The 18,260-nt window shown below is 68.3% G+C and carries 17 protein-coding genes; 10 read left to right on the top strand and 7 right to left on the bottom strand.

All coding sequences use genetic code 11. The annotated features are described in order from the left end of the window. Positions 1-20: 20 nt before the first annotated feature. Together LQZ87_RS15140 and LQZ87_RS15135 are read right to left on the bottom strand one after the other, a co-directional pair. Positions 21-584, bottom strand: a complete 564-nt coding sequence (locus LQZ87_RS15140) for a DUF4352 domain-containing protein (RefSeq protein ID WP_230104272.1) — start codon at positions 582-584, stop codon at positions 21-23. Continuing rightward, entirely contained in the window at positions 581-1,267 is a 687-nt protein-coding gene (locus LQZ87_RS15135; protein WP_230104271.1) for a hypothetical protein, read from the bottom strand. Before LQZ87_RS15135 ends, LQZ87_RS15140 begins: the two co-directional genes overlap by 4 nt. A gap of 58 nt (positions 1,268-1,325) precedes the next feature. Between LQZ87_RS15135 and LQZ87_RS15130 the strand changes: the two genes are divergently transcribed. Next, positions 1,326-4,994 carry a proline dehydrogenase family protein gene (locus tag LQZ87_RS15130; RefSeq protein WP_230104270.1) on the top strand — a complete coding sequence of 1,223 codons (3,669 nt, stop codon included), beginning with the start codon at positions 1,326-1,328 and terminating at the stop codon, positions 4,992-4,994. 192 nt (positions 4,995-5,186) lie between these two features. Here LQZ87_RS15130 and LQZ87_RS15125 read toward each other — a convergent pair whose 3' ends face one another. Further along, positions 5,187-5,504 (bottom strand): hypothetical protein, encoded by a 318-nt coding sequence (locus tag LQZ87_RS15125; protein ID WP_230104269.1) that lies wholly within the window; start codon positions 5,502-5,504, stop codon positions 5,187-5,189. Between the two features lie 862 nt (positions 5,505-6,366). Here LQZ87_RS15125 and LQZ87_RS15120 point away from each other — a divergent pair. The 5 genes from LQZ87_RS15120 (at position 6,367) to rocD (ending at position 10,371) form a co-directional block, all read left to right on the top strand. Further along, positions 6,367-6,801: a hypothetical protein gene (locus LQZ87_RS15120; protein WP_230104268.1), complete on the top strand. Its 435-nt coding sequence runs from the start codon at positions 6,367-6,369 to the stop codon at positions 6,799-6,801. Continuing rightward, positions 6,801-7,016: a helix-turn-helix transcriptional regulator gene (locus tag LQZ87_RS15115; RefSeq protein ID WP_230104267.1), complete on the top strand. Its 216-nt coding sequence runs from the start codon at positions 6,801-6,803 to the stop codon at positions 7,014-7,016. The genes LQZ87_RS15120 and LQZ87_RS15115 overlap by 1 nt, the downstream gene beginning before the upstream one ends. A 3-nt stretch (positions 7,017-7,019) precedes the next feature. Then, positions 7,020-8,018 carry an NAD(P)-dependent alcohol dehydrogenase gene (locus tag LQZ87_RS15110; RefSeq protein WP_230104266.1) on the top strand — a complete coding sequence of 333 codons (999 nt, stop codon included), beginning with the start codon at positions 7,020-7,022 and terminating at the stop codon, positions 8,016-8,018. Positions 8,019-8,278: 260 nt separating this feature from the next. Next, positions 8,279-9,157 (top strand): dimethylargininase, encoded by an 879-nt coding sequence (ddaH, locus tag LQZ87_RS15105; protein ID WP_230104265.1) that lies wholly within the window; start codon positions 8,279-8,281, stop codon positions 9,155-9,157. Beyond that, the gene (gene rocD, locus LQZ87_RS15100; RefSeq protein WP_230104264.1) at positions 9,154-10,371 is read left to right on the top strand and encodes an ornithine--oxo-acid transaminase; all 1,218 of its coding nucleotides are present in this window, start codon (positions 9,154-9,156) and stop codon (positions 10,369-10,371) included. The genes ddaH and rocD overlap by 4 nt, the downstream gene beginning before the upstream one ends. A gap of 116 nt (positions 10,372-10,487) precedes the next feature. Here the strand turns inward: rocD and LQZ87_RS15095 are convergent, their stop codons facing one another. The 3 genes from LQZ87_RS15095 to LQZ87_RS15085 are packed head-to-tail and all read right to left on the bottom strand — an operon-like array spanning position 10,488 to position 14,203. Then, positions 10,488-12,392 carry a BCCT family transporter gene (locus LQZ87_RS15095; RefSeq protein ID WP_230104263.1) on the bottom strand — a complete coding sequence of 635 codons (1,905 nt, stop codon included), beginning with the start codon at positions 12,390-12,392 and terminating at the stop codon, positions 10,488-10,490. A 39-nt stretch (positions 12,393-12,431) separates the two neighbouring features. After that, positions 12,432-13,757, bottom strand: a complete 1,326-nt coding sequence (locus LQZ87_RS15090; protein ID WP_230104275.1) for an MFS transporter — start codon at positions 13,755-13,757, stop codon at positions 12,432-12,434. 5 nt (positions 13,758-13,762) lie between these two features. After that, a complete protein-coding gene (locus tag LQZ87_RS15085) occupies positions 13,763-14,203 on the bottom strand; it encodes a MarR family transcriptional regulator (protein WP_230104262.1) in 441 nt (146 codons plus the stop codon). A 56-nt stretch (positions 14,204-14,259) separates the two neighbouring features. Here LQZ87_RS15085 and LQZ87_RS15080 point away from each other — a divergent pair, with 56 nt between their 5' ends. Genes LQZ87_RS15080 through LQZ87_RS15065 form a run of 4 tightly spaced genes read left to right on the top strand, consistent with a single transcriptional unit; the run spans position 14,260 to position 17,948 of the window. Then, the gene (locus tag LQZ87_RS15080; protein WP_230104274.1) at positions 14,260-14,991 is read left to right on the top strand and encodes a copper homeostasis protein CutC; all 732 of its coding nucleotides are present in this window, start codon (positions 14,260-14,262) and stop codon (positions 14,989-14,991) included. 32 nt (positions 14,992-15,023) lie between these two features. Further along, entirely contained in the window at positions 15,024-15,878 is an 855-nt protein-coding gene (locus LQZ87_RS15075) for an alpha/beta fold hydrolase (protein WP_230104261.1), read from the top strand. Positions 15,879-15,921: 43 nt separating this feature from the next. After that, on the top strand, positions 15,922-16,971 hold the full coding sequence (locus tag LQZ87_RS15070) for a biotin/lipoate A/B protein ligase family protein (RefSeq protein ID WP_230104260.1): 1,050 nt from the start codon (positions 15,922-15,924) through the stop codon (positions 16,969-16,971). After that, on the top strand, positions 16,968-17,948 hold the full coding sequence (locus tag LQZ87_RS15065) for a DNA methyltransferase (RefSeq protein WP_230104259.1): 981 nt from the start codon (positions 16,968-16,970) through the stop codon (positions 17,946-17,948). The genes LQZ87_RS15070 and LQZ87_RS15065 overlap by 4 nt, the downstream gene beginning before the upstream one ends. Positions 17,949-18,135: 187 nt before the next feature. Here LQZ87_RS15065 and LQZ87_RS15060 read toward each other — a convergent pair. Beyond that, a partial coding sequence (locus LQZ87_RS15060; RefSeq protein WP_230104273.1) for a hypothetical protein occupies positions 18,136-18,260 on the bottom strand: 125 nt, incomplete at its 5' end.

Genomic DNA, 18,260 nt, shown 5'->3' with positions numbered 1-18,260 from the left:
CGGGGGTAGGGGCGGGATCGTCATCGGTCCGCCCACCCGTTCTCATCCAGGAGGACCTCTGGTTCCGCCGTCAGCGCCGCAAGGTCCAGAGACAGGTCGATGACGCCGTCGTCCAGCACCTCGCCGGGGGCGCCGCTCGGCACTCCCAGCCGGAGAGAGGCCCGATCGCCCGTGACCTCATCGGGAAGTTCGAACGCGAGACTGCCCGCACGTGGCACCCCGGTGACCAGCCGTTGCTGATAGAACGTGGTGCCGCGTTCGGTTGCGCTGAACGTGCGCTCGCCGATGGTGAGCTGCGCGAGCCCGAGCGTCCCCCGATCCTGCGTGCCGGCGCCTGCGGCTTCCAGGTCGATGACCAGCCAGGTGCCATCCGCGGCCCATCCCTCGGCATCCGTCACCCTCTCGGCGAGATGCACGTCGGTCACCGTGACCACGAGGTTGCGCACCGCAGCCTGCTCACCGACCTGCGCCGTCGCGGGGAACGGTGCGATCGTGGCGTCGTCCGGCAGCGTGACCTTGACCACAACCCAGGCGCACGCGAGCAGCGCCGCCGTCAGCAACCAGGTGAGCACCTGCTTCTTCACGAGTTCACCTCGTCGATCGTCGCAGACAGAGTCGCGCCGACCCGCACGTCGGTCCAATAGTCTCCGCGCATGACGCTCTGGCCGACGTAGTGGGTGGAATCGGGGAGAGTGAGGGCGATCTCGTCGCCGTCGTGGAAGTCGCCGGGTCCGACGATCCACGCCAGCAGCAGGCGGGCGGGGACATCGGGTTGCAGCGTCGGCGAGATCCTGCCGTCGTCTGCGCGGAAGACCTCGCCCTTCGCCTCCAGGCCCTCGATCCGGATGCCGTCGATCATGGGCGATGATTCCGAGAGGGAGGTCGCGCCGCGGGGGGTCGCGAACGTGTTGACGGCATCCACCGTCACGACGAGGATCCGTTCCCCCTTCTCCTCGTCGGGGAAGATCGCCATCGGGCCGCGGTCATCGCGCAGCTCGACTCCGGTGACGGTCATCTCGAGATCCGAACCCGCGAAGGTCTCGCCCACGGAAACGACCGGGATCGGGTCGACCGCAGCGGCCTCGAGGCCGCCGAAGAGCGCCGTCGCCGCCAGCAGCACGGCACCGGCGCCGGTGATCATCCACGACGTCGGGATGAGGTCGATGCTGCGTCGCGCCCAGCCGAGCACCTTCGCTCTGGCGTCGGCGTTCGTGGATGCTGCAGGCGCAGCGGAGTCGCCGTCTGTCGCCTTCTGCGCCCCCGCCACGGCAACAGCATAGAGTGTCCGATCATCCGGCGGCTCGCAACGGAATTAGGCTGATCTCATGTCAGTGTCGCCCGCCCAAAAGGCACCCTCCCTCGCCGACCGCGCCGTCGAACTCGCGCAGCGCTGGATCATCGAGGCATCCGAGGCGGAAGTCGATCCCGCCGCCGCCCGACTCGCCGATGTCCTGCAGGACGAGAACGGCCTCCCGTTCACCCTCGGATTCGTGGACGGAGTGATGCGTCCGGAGAGTCTCTCCGCCGCAGCGGCGCAGCTGCAGCGCATCGCCCCGATCGTGCCCGAGTTCCTGCCCTGGTACCTGCGAGGCGCGGTGCGTCTGGGCGGAGTGGTCGCCCCTGTGCTGCCGTCGCCGGTCGTGCCGATCGCCCGCAAGGTGCTCCGCGAGATGGTCGGGCACCTCGTCGTCGACGCGCGGCCCGCGAAGCTGGGTGCGGCGATCGAGAAGCTCCGCGAATCCGGCGCGCGCCTGAACCTGAACCTCCTCGGCGAAGCGGTCCTCGGCGAGGACGAGGCGAAGCGCCGACTCGACGGCATCCACGACCTCATCCGGCGCGACGACGTCGACTACGTCTCGGTCAAGGTCTCGTCCGTCATGAGCCACCTGTCGATGTGGGCGTTCGACGAGGTCGTCGATCGCGTGGTCGAACGCCTGACGCCGCTGTACCTCACAGCCGCGAAGACGGGCACGTTCATCAACCTCGACATGGAGGAGTACCGCGACCTCGATCTGACGATCGCGGTCTTCACCCGGATTCTCGAAGACCAGCGGCTGCAGCTGCTCGAGGCGGGCATCGTCCTGCAGGCGTACCTCCCCGACGCGCTCGGCGCCATGCGCGAGCTCACCGCCTGGGCGAAGGATCGCGTCATGCACGGCGGTGCCGCCATCAAGGTGCGGCTCGTCAAGGGCGCGAACCTGCCGATGGAGAAGGTGGATGCCGTGATGCACGGCTGGCCGCTCGCCACCTACGACACCAAGCTCGACAGCGACGCGAACTACCTGCGCGTGCTCGACGAGGCTCTGCGCCCGGAGAACGCCGCGGCCGTCCGGGTGGGCATCGCCGGACACAACCTGTTCGGCATCGCGTACTCCTGGCTTCTGGCGGGGGAACGCGACGTCCGCAGTCAGATCGAGTTCGAGATGCTGCTCGGCATGGCGCAGGGGCAGGTGCAGGCCGTCTCCCGTGAGGTCGGCCACGTGCTCCTGTATGTGCCGGTCGTCAAGCCTGAGGAGTTCGACGTCGCGATCAGCTACCTCGTCCGACGCCTCGAGGAGAACGCCGAGCAGGACAACTTCCTCTCCGCAGCGTTCCACCTGCATGACGACGAGAGCCTGTTCGCCCGTGAGCGCGACCGGTTCCTGGGCGCCCTGGAACGCGCCGGCGATCAGACGACCCGCACAACTTCGACGTTGCGCACGGTTCCGTTCCGGACGCAGAACCGACAGACCCCGGTGCACGAATCGCTTCGGCCCTCCGCGCCGGCCGAGGTCGACGACGGCGACCTCACCCAGGCCGTGCTCGGCATCGCCCGGGGCTCCAGCGCCGCCGGCAGTGGCGACGCGTTCGTCGAGACAGCCGTGTACTCGCGCCGCGAGGCGGAGGCGGACTCCGCCGGTGCGCCAGGCTTCCACAACACTCCCGACAGCGACCCCGCCCTTCCCGCGAACCGCGAGTGGGCACGCCGCATCCGCTCGCGCATCGCGACGTCGACCGCAGGAGACGCGACTCTCCGAGCCGCCCTCGTCGACGATGAGGGGCTGCTCGAGGAGACCGTTCAGAAGGTGCTCGCCGCTGCGCCGGCCTGGGGTGCGCGCCCGGCCGCCGAGCGCGCGGAGACGCTGCTGCGCGCTGCAGCCGCGCTCGAGTCGCGCCGCGCAGAGCTCATCGAGGTCGCAGCGTCCGAGACGGGCAAGGTCCTCGCCGAGGCCGACGTCGAGGTCAGCGAGGCCGTCGACTTCGCCCGTTACTACGGCGCGAAGGCGCGTGAACTGGATGCCGTCGCCGGCGCAGCATTCGAACCGGCAAGGCTCACGGTGGTCACCCCGCCGTGGAACTTCCCGCTGGCGATCCCCGCCGGTGGCGTGCTCGCCGCGCTCGCCGCAGGGTCTGGTGTCGTTTTCAAGCCGGCGCCGCAGGCGCGCCGGTGTGCGGCTGTCATCGCCGAGGCGCTGTGGGAGGCCGGCATCCCGCGCGACGTGCTCGCGCTCGTCGACATCGAAGAGGGCGCGCTCGGCCAACAGCTGATCTCGCACGAGGCCGTCGACCGCGTCATCCTCACCGGGTCATGGGACACCGCAGCGCTCTTCCGCTCGTGGCGGCCGGACCTGCCGCTGCTCGCCGAGACGAGCGGCAAGAACGCGATCGTCATCACGCCGTCGGCCGATCTCGACCTCGCGGTCGCCGATCTCGTCAAGAGCGCCTTCGGTCACGCAGGACAGAAGTGCTCCGCGGCGTCGCTGGCGATCCTCGTCGGGCCCGTCGGGCGCTCCAAGCGCTTCGCGCGTCAGCTGGTGGATGCCGTCCGGTCGCTGCACGTGGGCTGGCCGACCGAAGCGCTCAACGAGGTAGGCCCAGTGATCGAGCCGCCGCAGGGCAAGCTCGCCTGGGCGCTCAACGAGCTCGAGGGCGACGAGCAGTGGCTCGTGAAGCCGCGGCCGATCGACGGTGACGAGACCGGTCGCCTGTGGCACCCAGGCGTCCGTGTCGGCGTGCAGCCCGGCTCGCGCTTCCACATGGAGGAGTTCTTCGGTCCGGTGCTCGGCGTCATGCACGCGCCGAACTTGGAGCGGGCCATCGAGATGCAGAACGCGGTCGCCTACGGGCTCACGGCGGGCCTGCACACGCAGAGTCCCGAGGAACTCGCGACCTGGCTCGACCGCGTTCAGGCGGGCAATCTGTATGTCAACCGCGGCATCACCGGGGCGATCGTCCAGCGTCAGCCGTTCGGCGGCTGGAAGCGCTCGTCTGTCGGACCAGGCACGAAGGCGGGAGGACCGAACTACCTCATCGGCCTCGGCAGCTGGCGCGCGAGCAGCGGGGGAGCGGCATCCAGCACGCTGCACCTGCGCGGCCTCGACTCCCGCATCACCGACCTCATCGAGTCGGCGCAGCCGTCCCTCGAATTCGAGAGCTTCGAGTGGTTGCGCCGCAGTGCTCTCTCCGACGCGATCGCGTGGGATCGAGAGTTCGGGCAGGTGCGGGATGTCTCGCAGCTCGGCGTCGAGCGGAACCTGTTCCGGTACCGCCCGCTGCCGGTCATGATCAGGGCCACCGGCGACGCCGGATGGCACGAGCTGCTGCGCGTCGTCGTCGCCGGCATCCGCACCGGTTCGAAGTTCTTCCTGTCGACGCCCGTCGGGCTGCCTGCGGAGGTGCGCCGATCGCTGTCGGAGCTGCGCGTGGCCGTGGCCGTGGAGAGCGACGACGAGTGGATCGCACGGATGGCCGCCTCGCCGGAGGAAGCGATTCTCGAGGCGGATGCCGCGCCGCGGGCGTCACGCGTTCGTCTGGTCGGGCCCCGGGATGCTGTCGCAGCGCTACACCGCGCGCTTGCCGAGGCAACCGGCGGCGACCCGGACCTCGCGGTCTACGACGGCGAGGTGACATCGGCTGGGCGTATCGAGCTGCTGCCGTTCGTGCACGAGCAGGCGATCACGATCACCGCGCATCGCTTCGGCAACCCGGACGACTGGAGCGCCGACGTCATCTGACCGGAGCCTGATTTCGTCTCGCTGCGCTCGCTCAATCCGTTTCGACTCGCTCCACTCGCTCAACGACCCGCGGCTGAAGGCGGCGGGGCTCGGTCTGCGGGTCGTTGAGCGGAGGGCCGCGGGCCCGAAGCCGAAACGGGCTGAGCGAGGAGTGCAGCGACGAGTCGAAGCATCACCAGGCTTTTCGTCTGGCTATCGTTCCCGGGGCTCATCGAACGCGACGAGGAACTCGCCGATTACGGTCTTGCCGTCTTCGAGATAGACCTGGACGGTCTCTTGCGCGCGGTCGGCCTGCGACTCCTGCCACGCCAGCGCGTCGGCCGGGGACGTGAACGTCTTCATCGCAGCAGTTCCGTCGACAGCCTCGAGCTCGGATCGACGTAGGTAGCCGGTCTTTCCCCCGGTTGATACGACTTGGATGAGGTCGGGAGCGTCGTCCGGAGACGGTGCGTCGGCCAGCGAGCCAAAGGTCTCACCGGACGCGTTCGCTCGATATGTCGGGGTGGGCATCGGCTCAGTCTCGGTATTGAGGTCCGCTGTGATGCCCCAGGGAGAGAGGAGGCCAGTACCCCCAGCGGCTACAGCCGCTCCGCCGGCGGTTCCGACGCCCAGAGCGAGTATCCCACCTACGATCACCTTCGTGGCTGTCGATCGACGCATGCTGGTTCCTCAAGAGCTCTGGTTCGGTGACTTATAGGGTGTAGACGGCGCTGTATTGCGATCCGGTCCAGCCCCACGTGACGCCGTAGGAGTATCGTGCTCCCGATCCCGAAACGCTGGTCCCCTGGTCGTACATGACGGTGCACCCCGAGTTGTAGAGGATGCTGCTCTGCTTGAGCATCGAGCCCGCGGAATTGAAGATGCGAGCTCGTGCGCCCGCCCACCCGGAGGGGAAGCAGCCGGATCCATTCTTGGCTACCGCAGTCCACGCTACCGCCGAGCCGGATGAAGTACTGATCGTCGCTGCGTTCTTATAGGCGACGCCGTTTATCGTGTAGTAGCCCCACGACGATACGGCCTGGCCCGCGTGAACTGCGAGAGGTGCCACACCGATGAGGAACTCCAACACCAGCGCGCCAACAATCGTGCGAGCTACTGGGCTGGGGCCATGCTTCACTGCAATATCTGCGGTCATGGTACTCCAAGACGCGTTCATCGCTTGTCAAGAGCATCGTGGCACCGTTGTCACGCGATGTCCAGAGTTCGGAGTTCGGAGCTTTCGACGCAACCGTCGGACACCCGATTCATCAGCATGATCCAGGAGCGAAGCAGCGAGTCGAAGCCGCACATCTGTGTGTAAAAGATTCTTGACACGAATGCTGCGCTCGCAGTACGTTCAGGGTGTCAAGAATCTTTTACATTGGAGGTCGTCATGGTCTACCACGAACGCGCCGCATGGGCGGGGCTCGTCGCATCCGTTCTCACACTGGCCTTCTACATCACGGCCGTTCTCCTGCAGGCGGACGGCGGCGACCTCACCGCCGTCGACTGGTTCCCCTTGATGCTCTGGACCATCGGCGGCGGCATCGTCGCCACCATCGTCATCACGATCGTCTGGGGCATCCTCGCCGGCATCCGCGATCGCGACGGTGCGATGACCGGTGATATTCGGGACCGCGACATCAACCGTTTGGGCGGACGCGTGGAATCCGGCTTCCTCACGATCGCCGGCCTCGGCGTGATCGCATTGTGCGCGGTCGGCGCCGACGCCTTCTGGATCGCGAACACCATGTTCCTCGGATTCGCCGTGTCGGCCTTCGTCGGCGGCATCGCCCGCGTGATCGCCTACCGCCGCGGGCTCGTCTGATGGTCAAGCCGACTCTCGTCACCAATAGCATCCGCGCACGTCGCGAGGAAGCCGGCATCACGCAGGCCGACCTCGCCGGACGCATCGGCGTCACCCGTCAGACGCTGATCGCCATCGAGCAGGGCAAGTACTCGCCCACGCTCGAGCTCGCCTTTCAGATCGCCCGCGCTTTCGAGGTCGGCATCGACGACCTTTTCCAGTATCCGGAGGACTGACGCATGAACGCCACCATCACCACCACGATGCCCGCCTGGCTGAACGACGACTACGGCCCGGCCGGCGCCACCCGCCAGGGGATGGTTCCGACACCGGAGCCGGGGCCGGGTGAGGTGCTCCTGCGCGTGCGTGCCACGGCCCTCAACGCCGCCGATATGCGGCTCATGCTCGGCGATCCGCTGCTCATGAGGCTCATGTTCGGACTGCGCCGGCCGAAGCAGCCGATCCGCGGGAACGACGTCGCCGGCACGGTGGTCGCGGTCGGTGTCGGTGTGGATGCCTCTCACATCGGCGAGGAGGTGGTCGTCGAGCTGTCCGCTGGCGGCGGTCTCGCGCCGTTCGCCATCGCCCGCGTCGACCGACTCGTCGGCCGGCCGTCGGGGGTTTCTGCCGAGGTCGCGGCGACGCTCCCGATCGCCGGCGGTACCGCTGTTCAGGCGCTCGATGTCGCCCGCGTCGCCGGTGGGCAGCGCGTGCTCGTGATCGGGGCATCCGGGGGAGTGGGCACCTTCGCGGTGCAGCTCGCAGCGCTCCGCGGCGCTGAGGTGTGGGCGACGTGCGGCGAGGCCAACCGGAAGCTCATCGAGTCCCTCGGTGCCACTCGCACGTTCGACTACCGCACGACCGACCTCTCCAGCATCCCGGCAACTTTCGACGCGATCATCGACATCGCCGGCGGCGCGCCCCTGCGACAGCTGAAGCGGATGCTGTCGCCGACCGGCACGCTCGCGATGGTCGCCGGTGACGGTGGACGCGTGCTCGGACCGATCCCGCGGATCCTGCGGGCGGTGTTCCTCTCCATCGGGTCACGGCGCCGCATCCGCCCCGTCGCGGCCGTGGCGAGGCCCGACATCAATCGGCAGCTCATCGCGCTCGCCGCCGAAGGGCGGATCATGCCGGTCATCGAGCAGGTCCTGCCGTGGGATGCCGCCGCTGAGGGACTCGCGCGACTGGAATCCGGGCACACGGTCGGCAAGGTCGTGGTTCTCGGGCGGGAGTAGGCCGCGTTGTGCACTGTGCAGGTGCTGATGTGGGACAGGCCGGGGATGCAGGACGCCTCCCGAAGGCTGGCGGGGTCAACCCGCTGGCACTCTGACGCGCCGCTGGCGAACATCCAGGGCCGGATGTCACAATGAGAACTGGCGTGCCTGTGTCGCATCTTCCCCCGCCATGATCCCTGAGCCTGTCGAAGGGTCGTGAGAGGGTCGAACTTCCGCCGGGCCCCTGGACAGCGTCCGCCGCGTCCCTCTCAAGGAGAATGATGTCGACGCCTGAGACCATCACGGCACCCACGAACGCTCGCACCGCGCAGCATCGCCGTTACCTGATGTGCAAGCCGGAGCACTTCACGGTCAGCTACAAGATCAACCCGTGGATGGAGCCCGCCAACCCCACCGACACCGCCAAGGCGGTCGCCCAGTGGCAGAAGCTCTACGACCTGTACCTCGAACTCGGCCATGAGGTCGAGCTCATCGAGCCGCTCGCCGGATACCCCGACATGGTCTACACGGCCAACGGCGGCTTCCTCATCGACGGCCGTGCGTACGTTCCCGAGTTCCGGTTCGTCGAGCGGCAGGGTGAGGCCCCGGCCTTCGCCGACTGGTTCCGCGCCAACGGTTTCGACACCGTGATGCCCGAAGAGGTCAACGAGGGCGAGGGCGACTTCCTGCTCGTCGGCGACACGATCCTCGCGGGCACCGGATTCCGCTCGACCGGCGACAGCCACCGCGAGGTCGGCGAGGTCTTCGGGCGCGAGGTCGTCTCGCTGAACCTCATCGACCCGCGTTTCTACCACCTCGACACCGCGATCGCCGTGCTCGACCCGGTGGAGGGCGTGGCGAACGGCGGCCCCGAGAAGGCCAACATCGCCTACCTGCCCGGCGCCTTCGACGACGCCAGCCGCGCGATCCTCGAGGAGCGCTACCCCGATGCCATCCTGGTCTCCGACGAGGACGGCTCGGTGTTCGGACTGAACTCCGCAAGCGACGGCTACAACGTCATCATCTCGCCGCGTGCGAAGGGGTTCGAGAAGCAGCTCCGCGAGCGCGGCTACAACCCGATCACCGTCGACCTGTCGGAGCTGCTGCTCGGCGGCGGCGGCATCAAGTGCTGCACGCTCGAGCTGCGGGGTGCGAAATGACCCTTCGGCAGGCTCAGGGACCGGCTGAGACGCGCACGGCGCTCGAGGCGCACGTCGCGGAGAACTACCACCCGCTGCCCGTCACCATCGAATCCGGTGAGGGCGTCTGGGTCACGGGCGTCGACGGCAAGCGCTACCTCGACCTGCTCGCCGCCTACTCGGCCGTGAACTTCGGCCACCGGCATCCCGACCTCGTCGAAGCGACGATCGAGCAGCTCGGACGCGTCACCCTCACCAGCCGCGCGTTCATGAACGACCGGCTCGAGCCGTTCGCCGAGGCCCTCGCCCGCCTGTGCGGCAAGGAGCTCGTGCTGCCGATGAACACCGGCGCCGAGGCGGTCGAGACGGGCATCAAGGTCGCCCGCGCCTGGGGATACCGCGTCAAGGGCATCGCCGCAGGCAAGGCGCGCATCGTCGTCGCCGCCGGCAACTTCCACGGCCGCACGACGACGATCGTCAGCTTCAGCGACGACGACACCGCGCGCGACGGGTTCGGCCCGTTCACACCCGGTTTCGACGCCGTGCCGTACGGGGATGCGGATGCCATCGCCGCCGCCATCACCGACGAGACCGCTGCGGTCCTCGTCGAGCCCATCCAGGGCGAGGCCGGCGTCATCATCCCGCCGGACGGTTACCTGAAGCGCATCCGCGAGATCTGCGACGAGAAGAACGTCCTGTTCATCGCCGACGAGATCCAGGCGGGGCTCGGCCGCGTCGGCGAGACCTTCGCCTGCGACCGCGAGGGCGTCGTCCCCGACCTGTACCTGCTCGGCAAGGCACTCGGCGGCGGCATCCTGCCCGTCTCCGCCGTCGTGGGGAACCGCGACGTCCTCGGTGTCATCCGCCCCGGCGAGCACGGCTCGACGTTCGGCGGCAACCCGCTCGCGGCCGCGGTCGGACTCCGTGTGGTCGAGATGCTCGAGACCGGCGAGTTCCAGGAGCGCGCCCGCCAGCTCGGGGAGCACCTGCGCGCAGGGCTCGAGAAGCTCGTGGGCGACGGCGTCACCGGCATCCGCGTCGCGGGCCTGTGGGCCGGTGTCGACATCGACCCGGCACGCGGCACCGGACGCGAGATCAGCGAGAAGCTCATGGAGCGCGGCGTGCTCGTCAAGGACACGCACGGCCAGACGATCCGCATCGCGCCACCGCTGGTGATCCGCGCGACCGAGATCGACTGGGCGCTCGAGCAGCTGCGCGTGGTCCTCGCGGGCTGAGGCACTGTCGAGACGGGCTGAGCCCCCGACGAAAGAAGAGAAACCGGGCCGGATGCATGATCCGGGCCCGGTTTCTCTTCTTTCACGGCTTCTCCGACGTGCGGGCGCGCGCCCGCCTACCGGACCGGCGGGGCCTCGTCCTCGCCGTGGGAGGGGACGTCGTGGTCGTCGTACCCGGACAGCTCATCCGACGACACCAGTTCGTCGACGTCGAGCGTTCCCGGCCCGGCATCCGACCGGCGCTCCGCATCGAGGATCGCCTGGGGAATGCGGATCGGCGCCGTCGGCGAGACGGGCATGCCCAGCCGCTTCTGCAGCTGCCGCAGCCAGCGCGGCTGCGCGCCGATGATCCCGCGCTCGTCACGCGACTCGACCTCGAGTCCGTAGTAGTCGCCGATCTTGTCGATGAGCTGCGCGCGTTCCGCACGGGCGTAGGCGCGGCGCTCTCGCGTGAAGGCGACCATGGTCGACCAGCAGATCAGCAGCATCACCACGCTGAACGGCAGCGCGATCGTGATCGCGGCCGTCTGCAGCGCCGTCAGACCGCCGGCGAGCAGCAGCGCGATCGCGAGGGCCGCCGTGACCGCGACGAAGAACGTGCGGATCCAGCGCTTCGGGTTCTGCTGGCCGCCCGTGGCGATCATGCCCATCACCAGGGCGCCCGAATCGGCCGAGGTGATGAAGAAGATCGAGATCAGGAACAGCACGCCGAAGCTCGCGATCGTGCTGCCGGGAACCTGCTGCAGCATCTCGAACAGCGCGCCCTGCAGATCGACGCCGCCCTCGCTGTTGCGGAGGATGCCCGGGTTCTCGAGCTCCATCGCCAGGGCGGATCCGCCCATGACCGCGAACCAGAGGATGCCGATCAGGGTCGGCACGAGGATGACGCCTGCGACGAACTGGCGGACCGTGCGCCCCTTCGAGATGCGGGCGATGAAGATACCGACGAACGGCGCCCACGACATCCACCAGCCCCAGTAGAACGAGGTCCAGCTCGCCTGCCAGGCCTCGCCAGCCTCGCCCTGGAACGCGCTGACGTTGAACGACAGACCGACGAAGTTCTGGATGTAGTAGCCCATCGACTGAACGAAGTCGCGCAGCAGGAACTCGCTCGGACCGACGATCAGCAGGTACAGCACCAGGATGCCGGCCATGATCAGGTTGATGTTCGACAGCCACTTCATGCCCTTCGTGACTCCCGAGAGCACCGAGGCGAGAACGAACACCGAGATGATGAGGATGATGACGATCTGCGTCGTCTCATCGGGGTCGGCGATGCCGGCGACATCGAGTCCCGCGCTGATCTGCAGCACGCCGAGCCCGAGCGAGGTGGCCACACCGAACAGGGTGCCCACCAGTGCGATGACGTCGATCACGTGACCCCACCCGCCCTCGACGCGCTTGCCGAGCAGGGGTTCGAGCGTCCACCGGATCGAGATCGGGCGCCGCCGGCGGTGGATCGCGTAGGCCAGGGCGAGTCCGATCACGACGTAGATAGACCACGCATGGATGCCCCAGTGCAGGTAGGTCTGTCCGAGTGCCGCCTGCGCGAGCTGCTCCGGCGTGCCGGTGACGCCCGGGCGCGGGGTCACGAAGTGGGTCAGCGGCTCGGAGACGCCGTAGAACACCAGGCCGATGCCCATACCGGCGGCGAACAGCAGCGAGAACCAGCTCATCAGCGAGAACTCCGGCTCGTCGTCGTCCTTGCCGAGCTTGATGTCGCCGTACTTGCTGAAGCCGAGGAACAGACTGAACGCGACGAACACGGCGGCGATCAGCACGTAGTACCAATTGAAGGCGTTGACGATACTCGTCTGGATCGTCTGGAACAGGCTCTCCGCGACCCCCGGTGCGATCAGGGTGAACGCGACGAACGCGATGACGATCACCGCGGCGGGCCAGAAGACCCAGCGCTGCACGGGCGGCAGCGACCGGTGAGGCGTCGCAGCTGCGGCATCCGTGGTGTTCTCGGCGGCCGGAGCCGCGGCATCCTGCGTCTGATCTTCCCCCGGTGTGCTCATGGCCCCCACGCTAGTCAGATCCGGGCCCAACCGGCAGTATCAGCCGGCGCGTTCCGTGCGGATCGGCGTCGTGACCGCGGCGACCTCGTCGCTGAACGCGACGGGATCGACGCGCACGACAGAGACGGGCATCGTCTCGTCCAGGGTGAGGCGGAACCTTGCGCTCTCGTGCCGACGCAGTCGCCCGGAGCCGATGATCCAGGAGAGCCCGACGCTCATCGCGACCAGTCCGGCGACGCCGCCGACGAGGATCGCGGCGCGCGGTCCCGCCACATCGGTGATCCACCCGGCGATCGGCGCGCCGATCGGCGTCGAACCCATCACGACGGCCATGTACAGCGCGAGCACGCGTCCTCGGAGCAGCGGGTCGGTCGTCGTCTGCACGTAGCCGTTGGCCGTGGTCAGCATCGTCACCGTCGAGAACCCCACGAGGATCAGGACGGTCGCGTACGTCCAGTAGGTCGGCATCCACGACGAGACGATGGATGCCACCCCGAACAGTCCGGCCGCGACGATCAGCACCCGCACCCTGGCGCGATCGCGTCGCGCGGCCAGCAGGGCTCCGACGAGGGAGCCGATCGCGAGAACGGAGCTCAGGATGCCGTAGCCGTCGGCCTGACGCCCGAACTCGAGTGCCATCGTCGAAGCGAAGATCGGGAAGTTCATGCCGAACGCGCCGATGAGGAACACCATCACGAAGACGACCTTGAGGTCGCTTCTGGACCAGACGTAGCGGAAGCCCTCGGCGAGCCCGGTGCGCCCGCGGCTCTTGACACGGGGGAGCAGCTCGCCGCGGCGGATGAGCAGCAGCGCCACCAGCATGGCGAGGAAGGTGGCCGCGTTCAGGACGAAGACCCATCCGCTGCCGACGGCGACGATGAGCAGACCGCCCACAGCGGGTCCGATCAGGCGAGCCATGTTGAAGGACGCCGAGTTGAGCGCGACCGCGTTCGAGGCGTCCTCGAGCGTGACCATGTCGGAGACGAAGGCCTGGCGCGCCGGGGCGTCGAACGCGTTGGTGATGCCGAACGCCAGCGCGAACGCGAACATCAGCGGCAGGGTCATGACACCGGTGAGCAGGAGAGCCGCGACCCCCAGTGCGAGCGCCATGAGCACCGACTGGGTCAGCAGCAGGATCCTGCGACGGTCGAATCTGTCGGCCACCCAGCCGGTGACGCTCACGAGCACGAGCGGCGGGCCGAACTGCAGGGCCATCGTGACGCCCATCGCGGTGGCGTCGTTGTCCGTCAGCTCGGTGAGGACCACCCAGTCCTGTGCGGTCGCCTGCATCCAGCCGCCGACGTTCGACACGAGGGCGCCGAGGAACCAGATCCGGTAGTTGAAGTTCGAGAAGGAACGGTACATGGCGCTCATCGCTCTGCCACCTTCCGCATCAGGGCGGCCGCTTCGCCGAGGGTCCGCAGCTCCTTGTCGCTGAAGTCGAGTTCTGCGAGCGCATCGGCGAGCGCGGCGTCGCGCTTCTGCACGGTCGCGGCGACGATCTGCGTGCCTGCGTCGGTGATCTCGATGTAGACGCGCCGGCGGTCGTCCTCGGACGGGACGCGCACGACCAGGCCCGCCTCGACGAGGGCGTCGACGGTGTTCGACATCGTCGGCGCGCTCACCCGCTCGTGCTGCGCGAGTTCGCCGACCGCAAGGCGGCCGTGCTTGTGCAGATTTGCGACGACGGCGAAGTGCGCATCGCTGAGTCCGTCGTTCGCGCGCTCGCGGCGCAGGCGGCGTGCGAGGCGGAAGGTCGCCATGCGCAGATCGGTCGCGGTGTCGTGGAGGAGGTCGTCGGGTTCAGTCATTACTTAGGTAGTCTAACTAAATTTTCTGAGTGATCGATCAGAACAATGCGGTGAGAATGGATGCCGTGACCATCGCACTCGAACTCGCCGTCCAGGATCCATCCGGTGTCCGCATCGCCCGCGAGGTCGGCGCCGCACGTGTGGAGTTGACCCAGGCGCTCGCTCTCGGCGGCCTCACGCCGTCGCTCGCCACGCTCGAGCTGGCCCTGGATGCCGCAGGGGAGCGCGGGCCGGAGGTCCACGTCCTCATCCGCCCGCGGGCCGGCGGATTCCACTACGACGACGACGAGATCGCCGTGTCGGTGCGGGACATCGAGCGGGCAGTGGCCGCGGGCGCGGCAGGTGTCGTCGTCGGCGCTCTCGACGAATCAGGACGTCTGGATGCCGGCACGATCGCGCGGATGCGGGATGCCGCAGGCGCAGCATCCGTCACCCTGCACCGTGCGATCGACGTCACCGCCGACCCGGTGGCGGCGCTCGAGACCGCGGCCGCACTCGGGCTGCGCCGCGTGCTGACATCGGGCGGAGCATCCGCGGCGATCGACGGGATCGAGACGCTGCGGGCCATGGCGACCGCGGCTGCGGGGCGGATCGAGGTCATGGCGGGCAGCGGTGTCAACGCGGCATCCGCGCCGGCGCTCGTCGGTGCCGGGGTCGACGCACTGCACTTCTCCGCCAAGCGGACGATCGCTGCGACCGGTGACGGATCGGTGGCGGACAGTATGGGCGGCCACGAGGTCACCGACCGGGATGCAGCGTTCGCCGTGCGAGAAGCTCTGGGGCTCTGACGCGAGGCACCCCGCGACCGTAGACTCATCCCATGCCCCAGACCTCGGAGTTCACCGACGCGTACGGCGTCGCGATCGTCTACGACGTTCACGCCGCTGAGGGCACGCCTCGTGGCGTCGTGCAGCTGCTGCACGGCGTCGGCGAGCACGCCGGCCGCTACGGCAAGCTCATTGCGGCGCTCACGGATGCGGGCTTCATCGTCTACGCGGACGATCACCGCGGGCACGGGCGCACCGGCATCCGTCAGCACGGCGGGCCGGAGAAGCTGGGTCGTCTCGGAAAGGGCGGTCTGCGCGCAGCCACGGACGCCGTCTGGCAGCTGACCGGGATCATCAAGGACGAGCATCCCGACCTGCCGCTCGTGCTGCTCGGGCATTCGTGGGGCTCGTTCCTCGCGCAGAAGCTCGTGAACGAGCATCCGGAGGCGTGGGATGCCGTCGTGCTCTCGGGATCCGCCCTGCGCACGATCCGCGACCTGAACGCGGCGCCGCTCAATGCGCGGTGGGAGGGCAAGGACGCCACGGGCTACGAATGGCTGAGCCGCGACAAGACCGTGTGGCAGGAGTTCGACGACGATCCGCTAACGACCAACGTGCCGCTGCTGAAGCTGTTCGGTCCGATCGAGGCCCTCAAGCTCTACGGGCGCCCGGCGAAGGATCTCGGGCGTGACATCCCGATGCTGCTCCTGGTGGGCCGGGATGATCCGGTCGGCGGGCCGCGCAGCGTGCACAAGCTCGCCGACGAGTACCGGTCACGGTCAGGGCTCACCGACATCACCACTCTGGTCTATCCGGATGCCCGTCACGAGATCTTCAACGAGCAGCAGCAGCAAGAGGTGCGCGCCGACGTTCTCGCCTGGCTCGACAAGCACATCCCGCGCCGCTGAACTCGTCGGCCCTGGGTCTGTCGAGGGTCGTTAAGCTGGTCTCGTGCATGGTGAGTACAAGGTCCCCGGTGGAAAGCTCGTCGTCGTCGACGTCGAGGTCGCAGACGGCAGGCTGACGGACTTCCGTCTCGCCGGAGACTTCTTCCTCGAGCCGGACTCGGCGCTCGACGACATCAACGCGGCGGTCAACGGCCTGCCTGCGGAGTCGGATGCCACGGTCATCGCCGATGCCGTGCGAGCCGCCCTGCCCGCCGGTGCCCAGCTGCTCGGCTTCAATCCGGAGTCCGTCGGAACAGCCGTGCGCCGCGCGCTCGTGACCGCACCCGGCTGGCGCGACTTCGACTGGGAGATCGTGCACGAGAAGGCCGTCTCGCCTCGCATGAACCTCGCCCTCGACGAGGTGCTGACCTCGCGTGTCGGTGAGGGGCGCCGGCGCCCGACGCTGCGCATCTGGGAGTGGGAGGAGTCCGCGGTCGTGATCGGCTCGTTCCAGTCGTATCGCAACGAGGTCGACCCCGAGGGGGCGGCGAAGCACGGCTTCGATGTCGTCCGGCGGATCTCCGGCGGCGGTGCGATGATGATGGCCGCCGGGCAGATCATCACGTACTCGCTGTACGTGCCTGCCTCCCTCGTGCAGGGCTTGACGTTCGCCGACTCGTACGCGTTCCTCGACGACTGGGTGCTGCAGGCGCTGCGTTCGGTTGGCGTCGATGCGACCTACCAGCCGCTCAACGACATCGCGAGTCCGACCGGGAAGATCGGCGGCGCCGCGCAGAAGCGTCTCGCCAACGGCGGAGTGCTGCACCATGCGACGATCTCGTACGACATCGATGGTCAGGTGATGACCGAGGTGCTGCGGATCGGGCGCGAGAAGCTCAGTGACAAGGGCACGACCTCTGCAGCCAAGCGGGTCGACCCGCTGCGTACGCAGACCGGTCTCAGCCGTGCCGAGATCATCGAGCGGTTCAAAGCGACGTTCCGGTCGCTGACGAACGCCGAGGACGGCACGATCGCTCCCGACGAGTACGCCGACGCCGAAGCGCTCGTCGAGTCGAAGTTCTCGACGGACGCGTGGCTGCATCGTGTGCCGTGAGCGCTGACGCGTCGGGATCCGTCGACATCATCCAGGGCGACAACCTCGACGTCGCGCGCACGCTGCCCTCGGCATCCTTCACCCTGATCTACCTGGACCCGCCGTTCAACACCGGGCGCGCGCAGGAGCGGCAGGTCGTCACCGCTCGCCGGACGCGCCCCAGCACCCGCACAACTCCGGAGAAACCTGCCGAATCGCCGGAACCGGAACCGGAAACGGGCGGATCCGGCGAAAATCTCCGGAGTTATGCGGCGGGGATGGGCGGCGTCCCCGCGCCCGCGGATGCACCGCGCGAGGTCAGGCACGGGTTCCACGGGCACGAGTACGAGCGCGTGCGCGGCATGCTGCGCACGTACGATGACCGGTTCGACGACTACGGCGGGTTCCTCATGCCGCGTCTCGAGGAGGCCTGGCGACTGCTCGCCGACGACGGCACGCTGTACCTGCACCTCGACTACCGCGAGGCGCACTACGCCAAGGTGATGCTGGATGCCGTGTTCGGTCGCGACGCGTTCCTCAACGAGCTGATCTGGGCGTACGACTACGGCGCCAAGTCGCGACGACGCTGGCCCACCAAGCACGACACGATCCTCGTCTACGTGAAGACGCCCGGCGGACACGTGTTCAACTCCGACGACATCGACCGCGAGCCGTACATGGCCCCCGGCCTCGTCACGGCCGAGAAGGCCGCGCGCGGAAAGCTCCCCACCGACGTCTGGTGGCACACGATCGTGCCGACCACCGGCCGTGAGAAGACCGGCTACCCCACGCAGAAGCCCGAGGGCATCCTGCGGCGGATCGTGCAGGCGTCCAGCCGCCCAGGCGACCGAGTGCTCGACCTGTTCGCCGGCTCCGGAACGACCGGAGCCGTGGCATCCGCCCTCGGTCGCGACGCCGTTCTCGTCGACGACAACCCCGAAGCGGTCCGCGTCATGACGGAGCGGATGCCGCACGCGCAGGTGCATTCGGCGGGGTAGGCGGCTTCGGCTCGCCTGCGGCGCGCTCAGCCCGTTTCGTCTCGCCTACGGGCTCGCTCAACGACCCGCGGGACCGGCGTTCTGCGGGACCGGCGCCCCGTGCGCACCGTCGCCTATAGGAAGGGGTGCGAGAAGGAATTCTCGGCTTCAGAGCGTTCTGGAGCTGGGAATTCCTTCTTTCACCGGGTCAGTGGGTGTCGATGGCTTCGATTTCGGTGCGGTCGCCGGACCAGAGGGTGTGGAAGGTGCCTTGTTTGTCGACGCGCTTGTAGGTGTGGGCGCCGAAGAAGTCGCGTTGTCCCTGGACGAGCG

Origin of the sequence: Microbacterium sp. Bi121 (assembly GCF_918698005.1) — a bacterium.
In the GTDB taxonomy this organism is placed as follows: domain Bacteria; phylum Actinomycetota; class Actinomycetes; order Actinomycetales; family Microbacteriaceae; genus Microbacterium.
The sequence above is the reverse complement of the archived record's forward strand: the minus strand, read 5'-3'. Positions and strand labels throughout refer to the sequence as shown.

Bases quoted from the DNA above. Each gene is read 5' to 3' on its own strand.
- rocD (WP_230104264.1), top strand. From the start codon at position 9,154: ATGACCCTTCGGCAGGCTCAGGGACCGGCTGAGACGCGCACGGCGCTC.
- LQZ87_RS15125 (WP_230104269.1), bottom strand. From the start codon at position 5,504: ATGCCCACCCCGACATATCGAGCGAACGCGTCCGGTGAGACCTTTGGC.
- LQZ87_RS15130 (WP_230104270.1), top strand. From the start codon at position 1,326: ATGTCAGTGTCGCCCGCCCAAAAGGCACCCTCCCTCGCCGACCGCGCC.
- LQZ87_RS15075 (WP_230104261.1), top strand. From the start codon at position 15,024: ATGCCCCAGACCTCGGAGTTCACCGACGCGTACGGCGTCGCGATCGTC.
- LQZ87_RS15090 (WP_230104275.1), bottom strand. From the start codon at position 13,757: ATGTACCGTTCCTTCTCGAACTTCAACTACCGGATCTGGTTCCTCGGC.
- LQZ87_RS15085 (WP_230104262.1), bottom strand. From the start codon at position 14,203: ATGACTGAACCCGACGACCTCCTCCACGACACCGCGACCGATCTGCGC.
- LQZ87_RS15120 (WP_230104268.1), top strand. From the start codon at position 6,367: ATGGTCTACCACGAACGCGCCGCATGGGCGGGGCTCGTCGCATCCGTT.
- LQZ87_RS15115 (WP_230104267.1), top strand. From the start codon at position 6,801: ATGGTCAAGCCGACTCTCGTCACCAATAGCATCCGCGCACGTCGCGAG.
- LQZ87_RS15110 (WP_230104266.1), top strand. From the start codon at position 7,020: ATGAACGCCACCATCACCACCACGATGCCCGCCTGGCTGAACGACGAC.
- LQZ87_RS15095 (WP_230104263.1), bottom strand. From the start codon at position 12,392: ATGAGCACACCGGGGGAAGATCAGACGCAGGATGCCGCGGCTCCGGCC.
- LQZ87_RS15080 (WP_230104274.1), top strand. From the start codon at position 14,260: ATGGATGCCGTGACCATCGCACTCGAACTCGCCGTCCAGGATCCATCC.
- ddaH (WP_230104265.1), top strand. From the start codon at position 8,279: ATGTCGACGCCTGAGACCATCACGGCACCCACGAACGCTCGCACCGCG.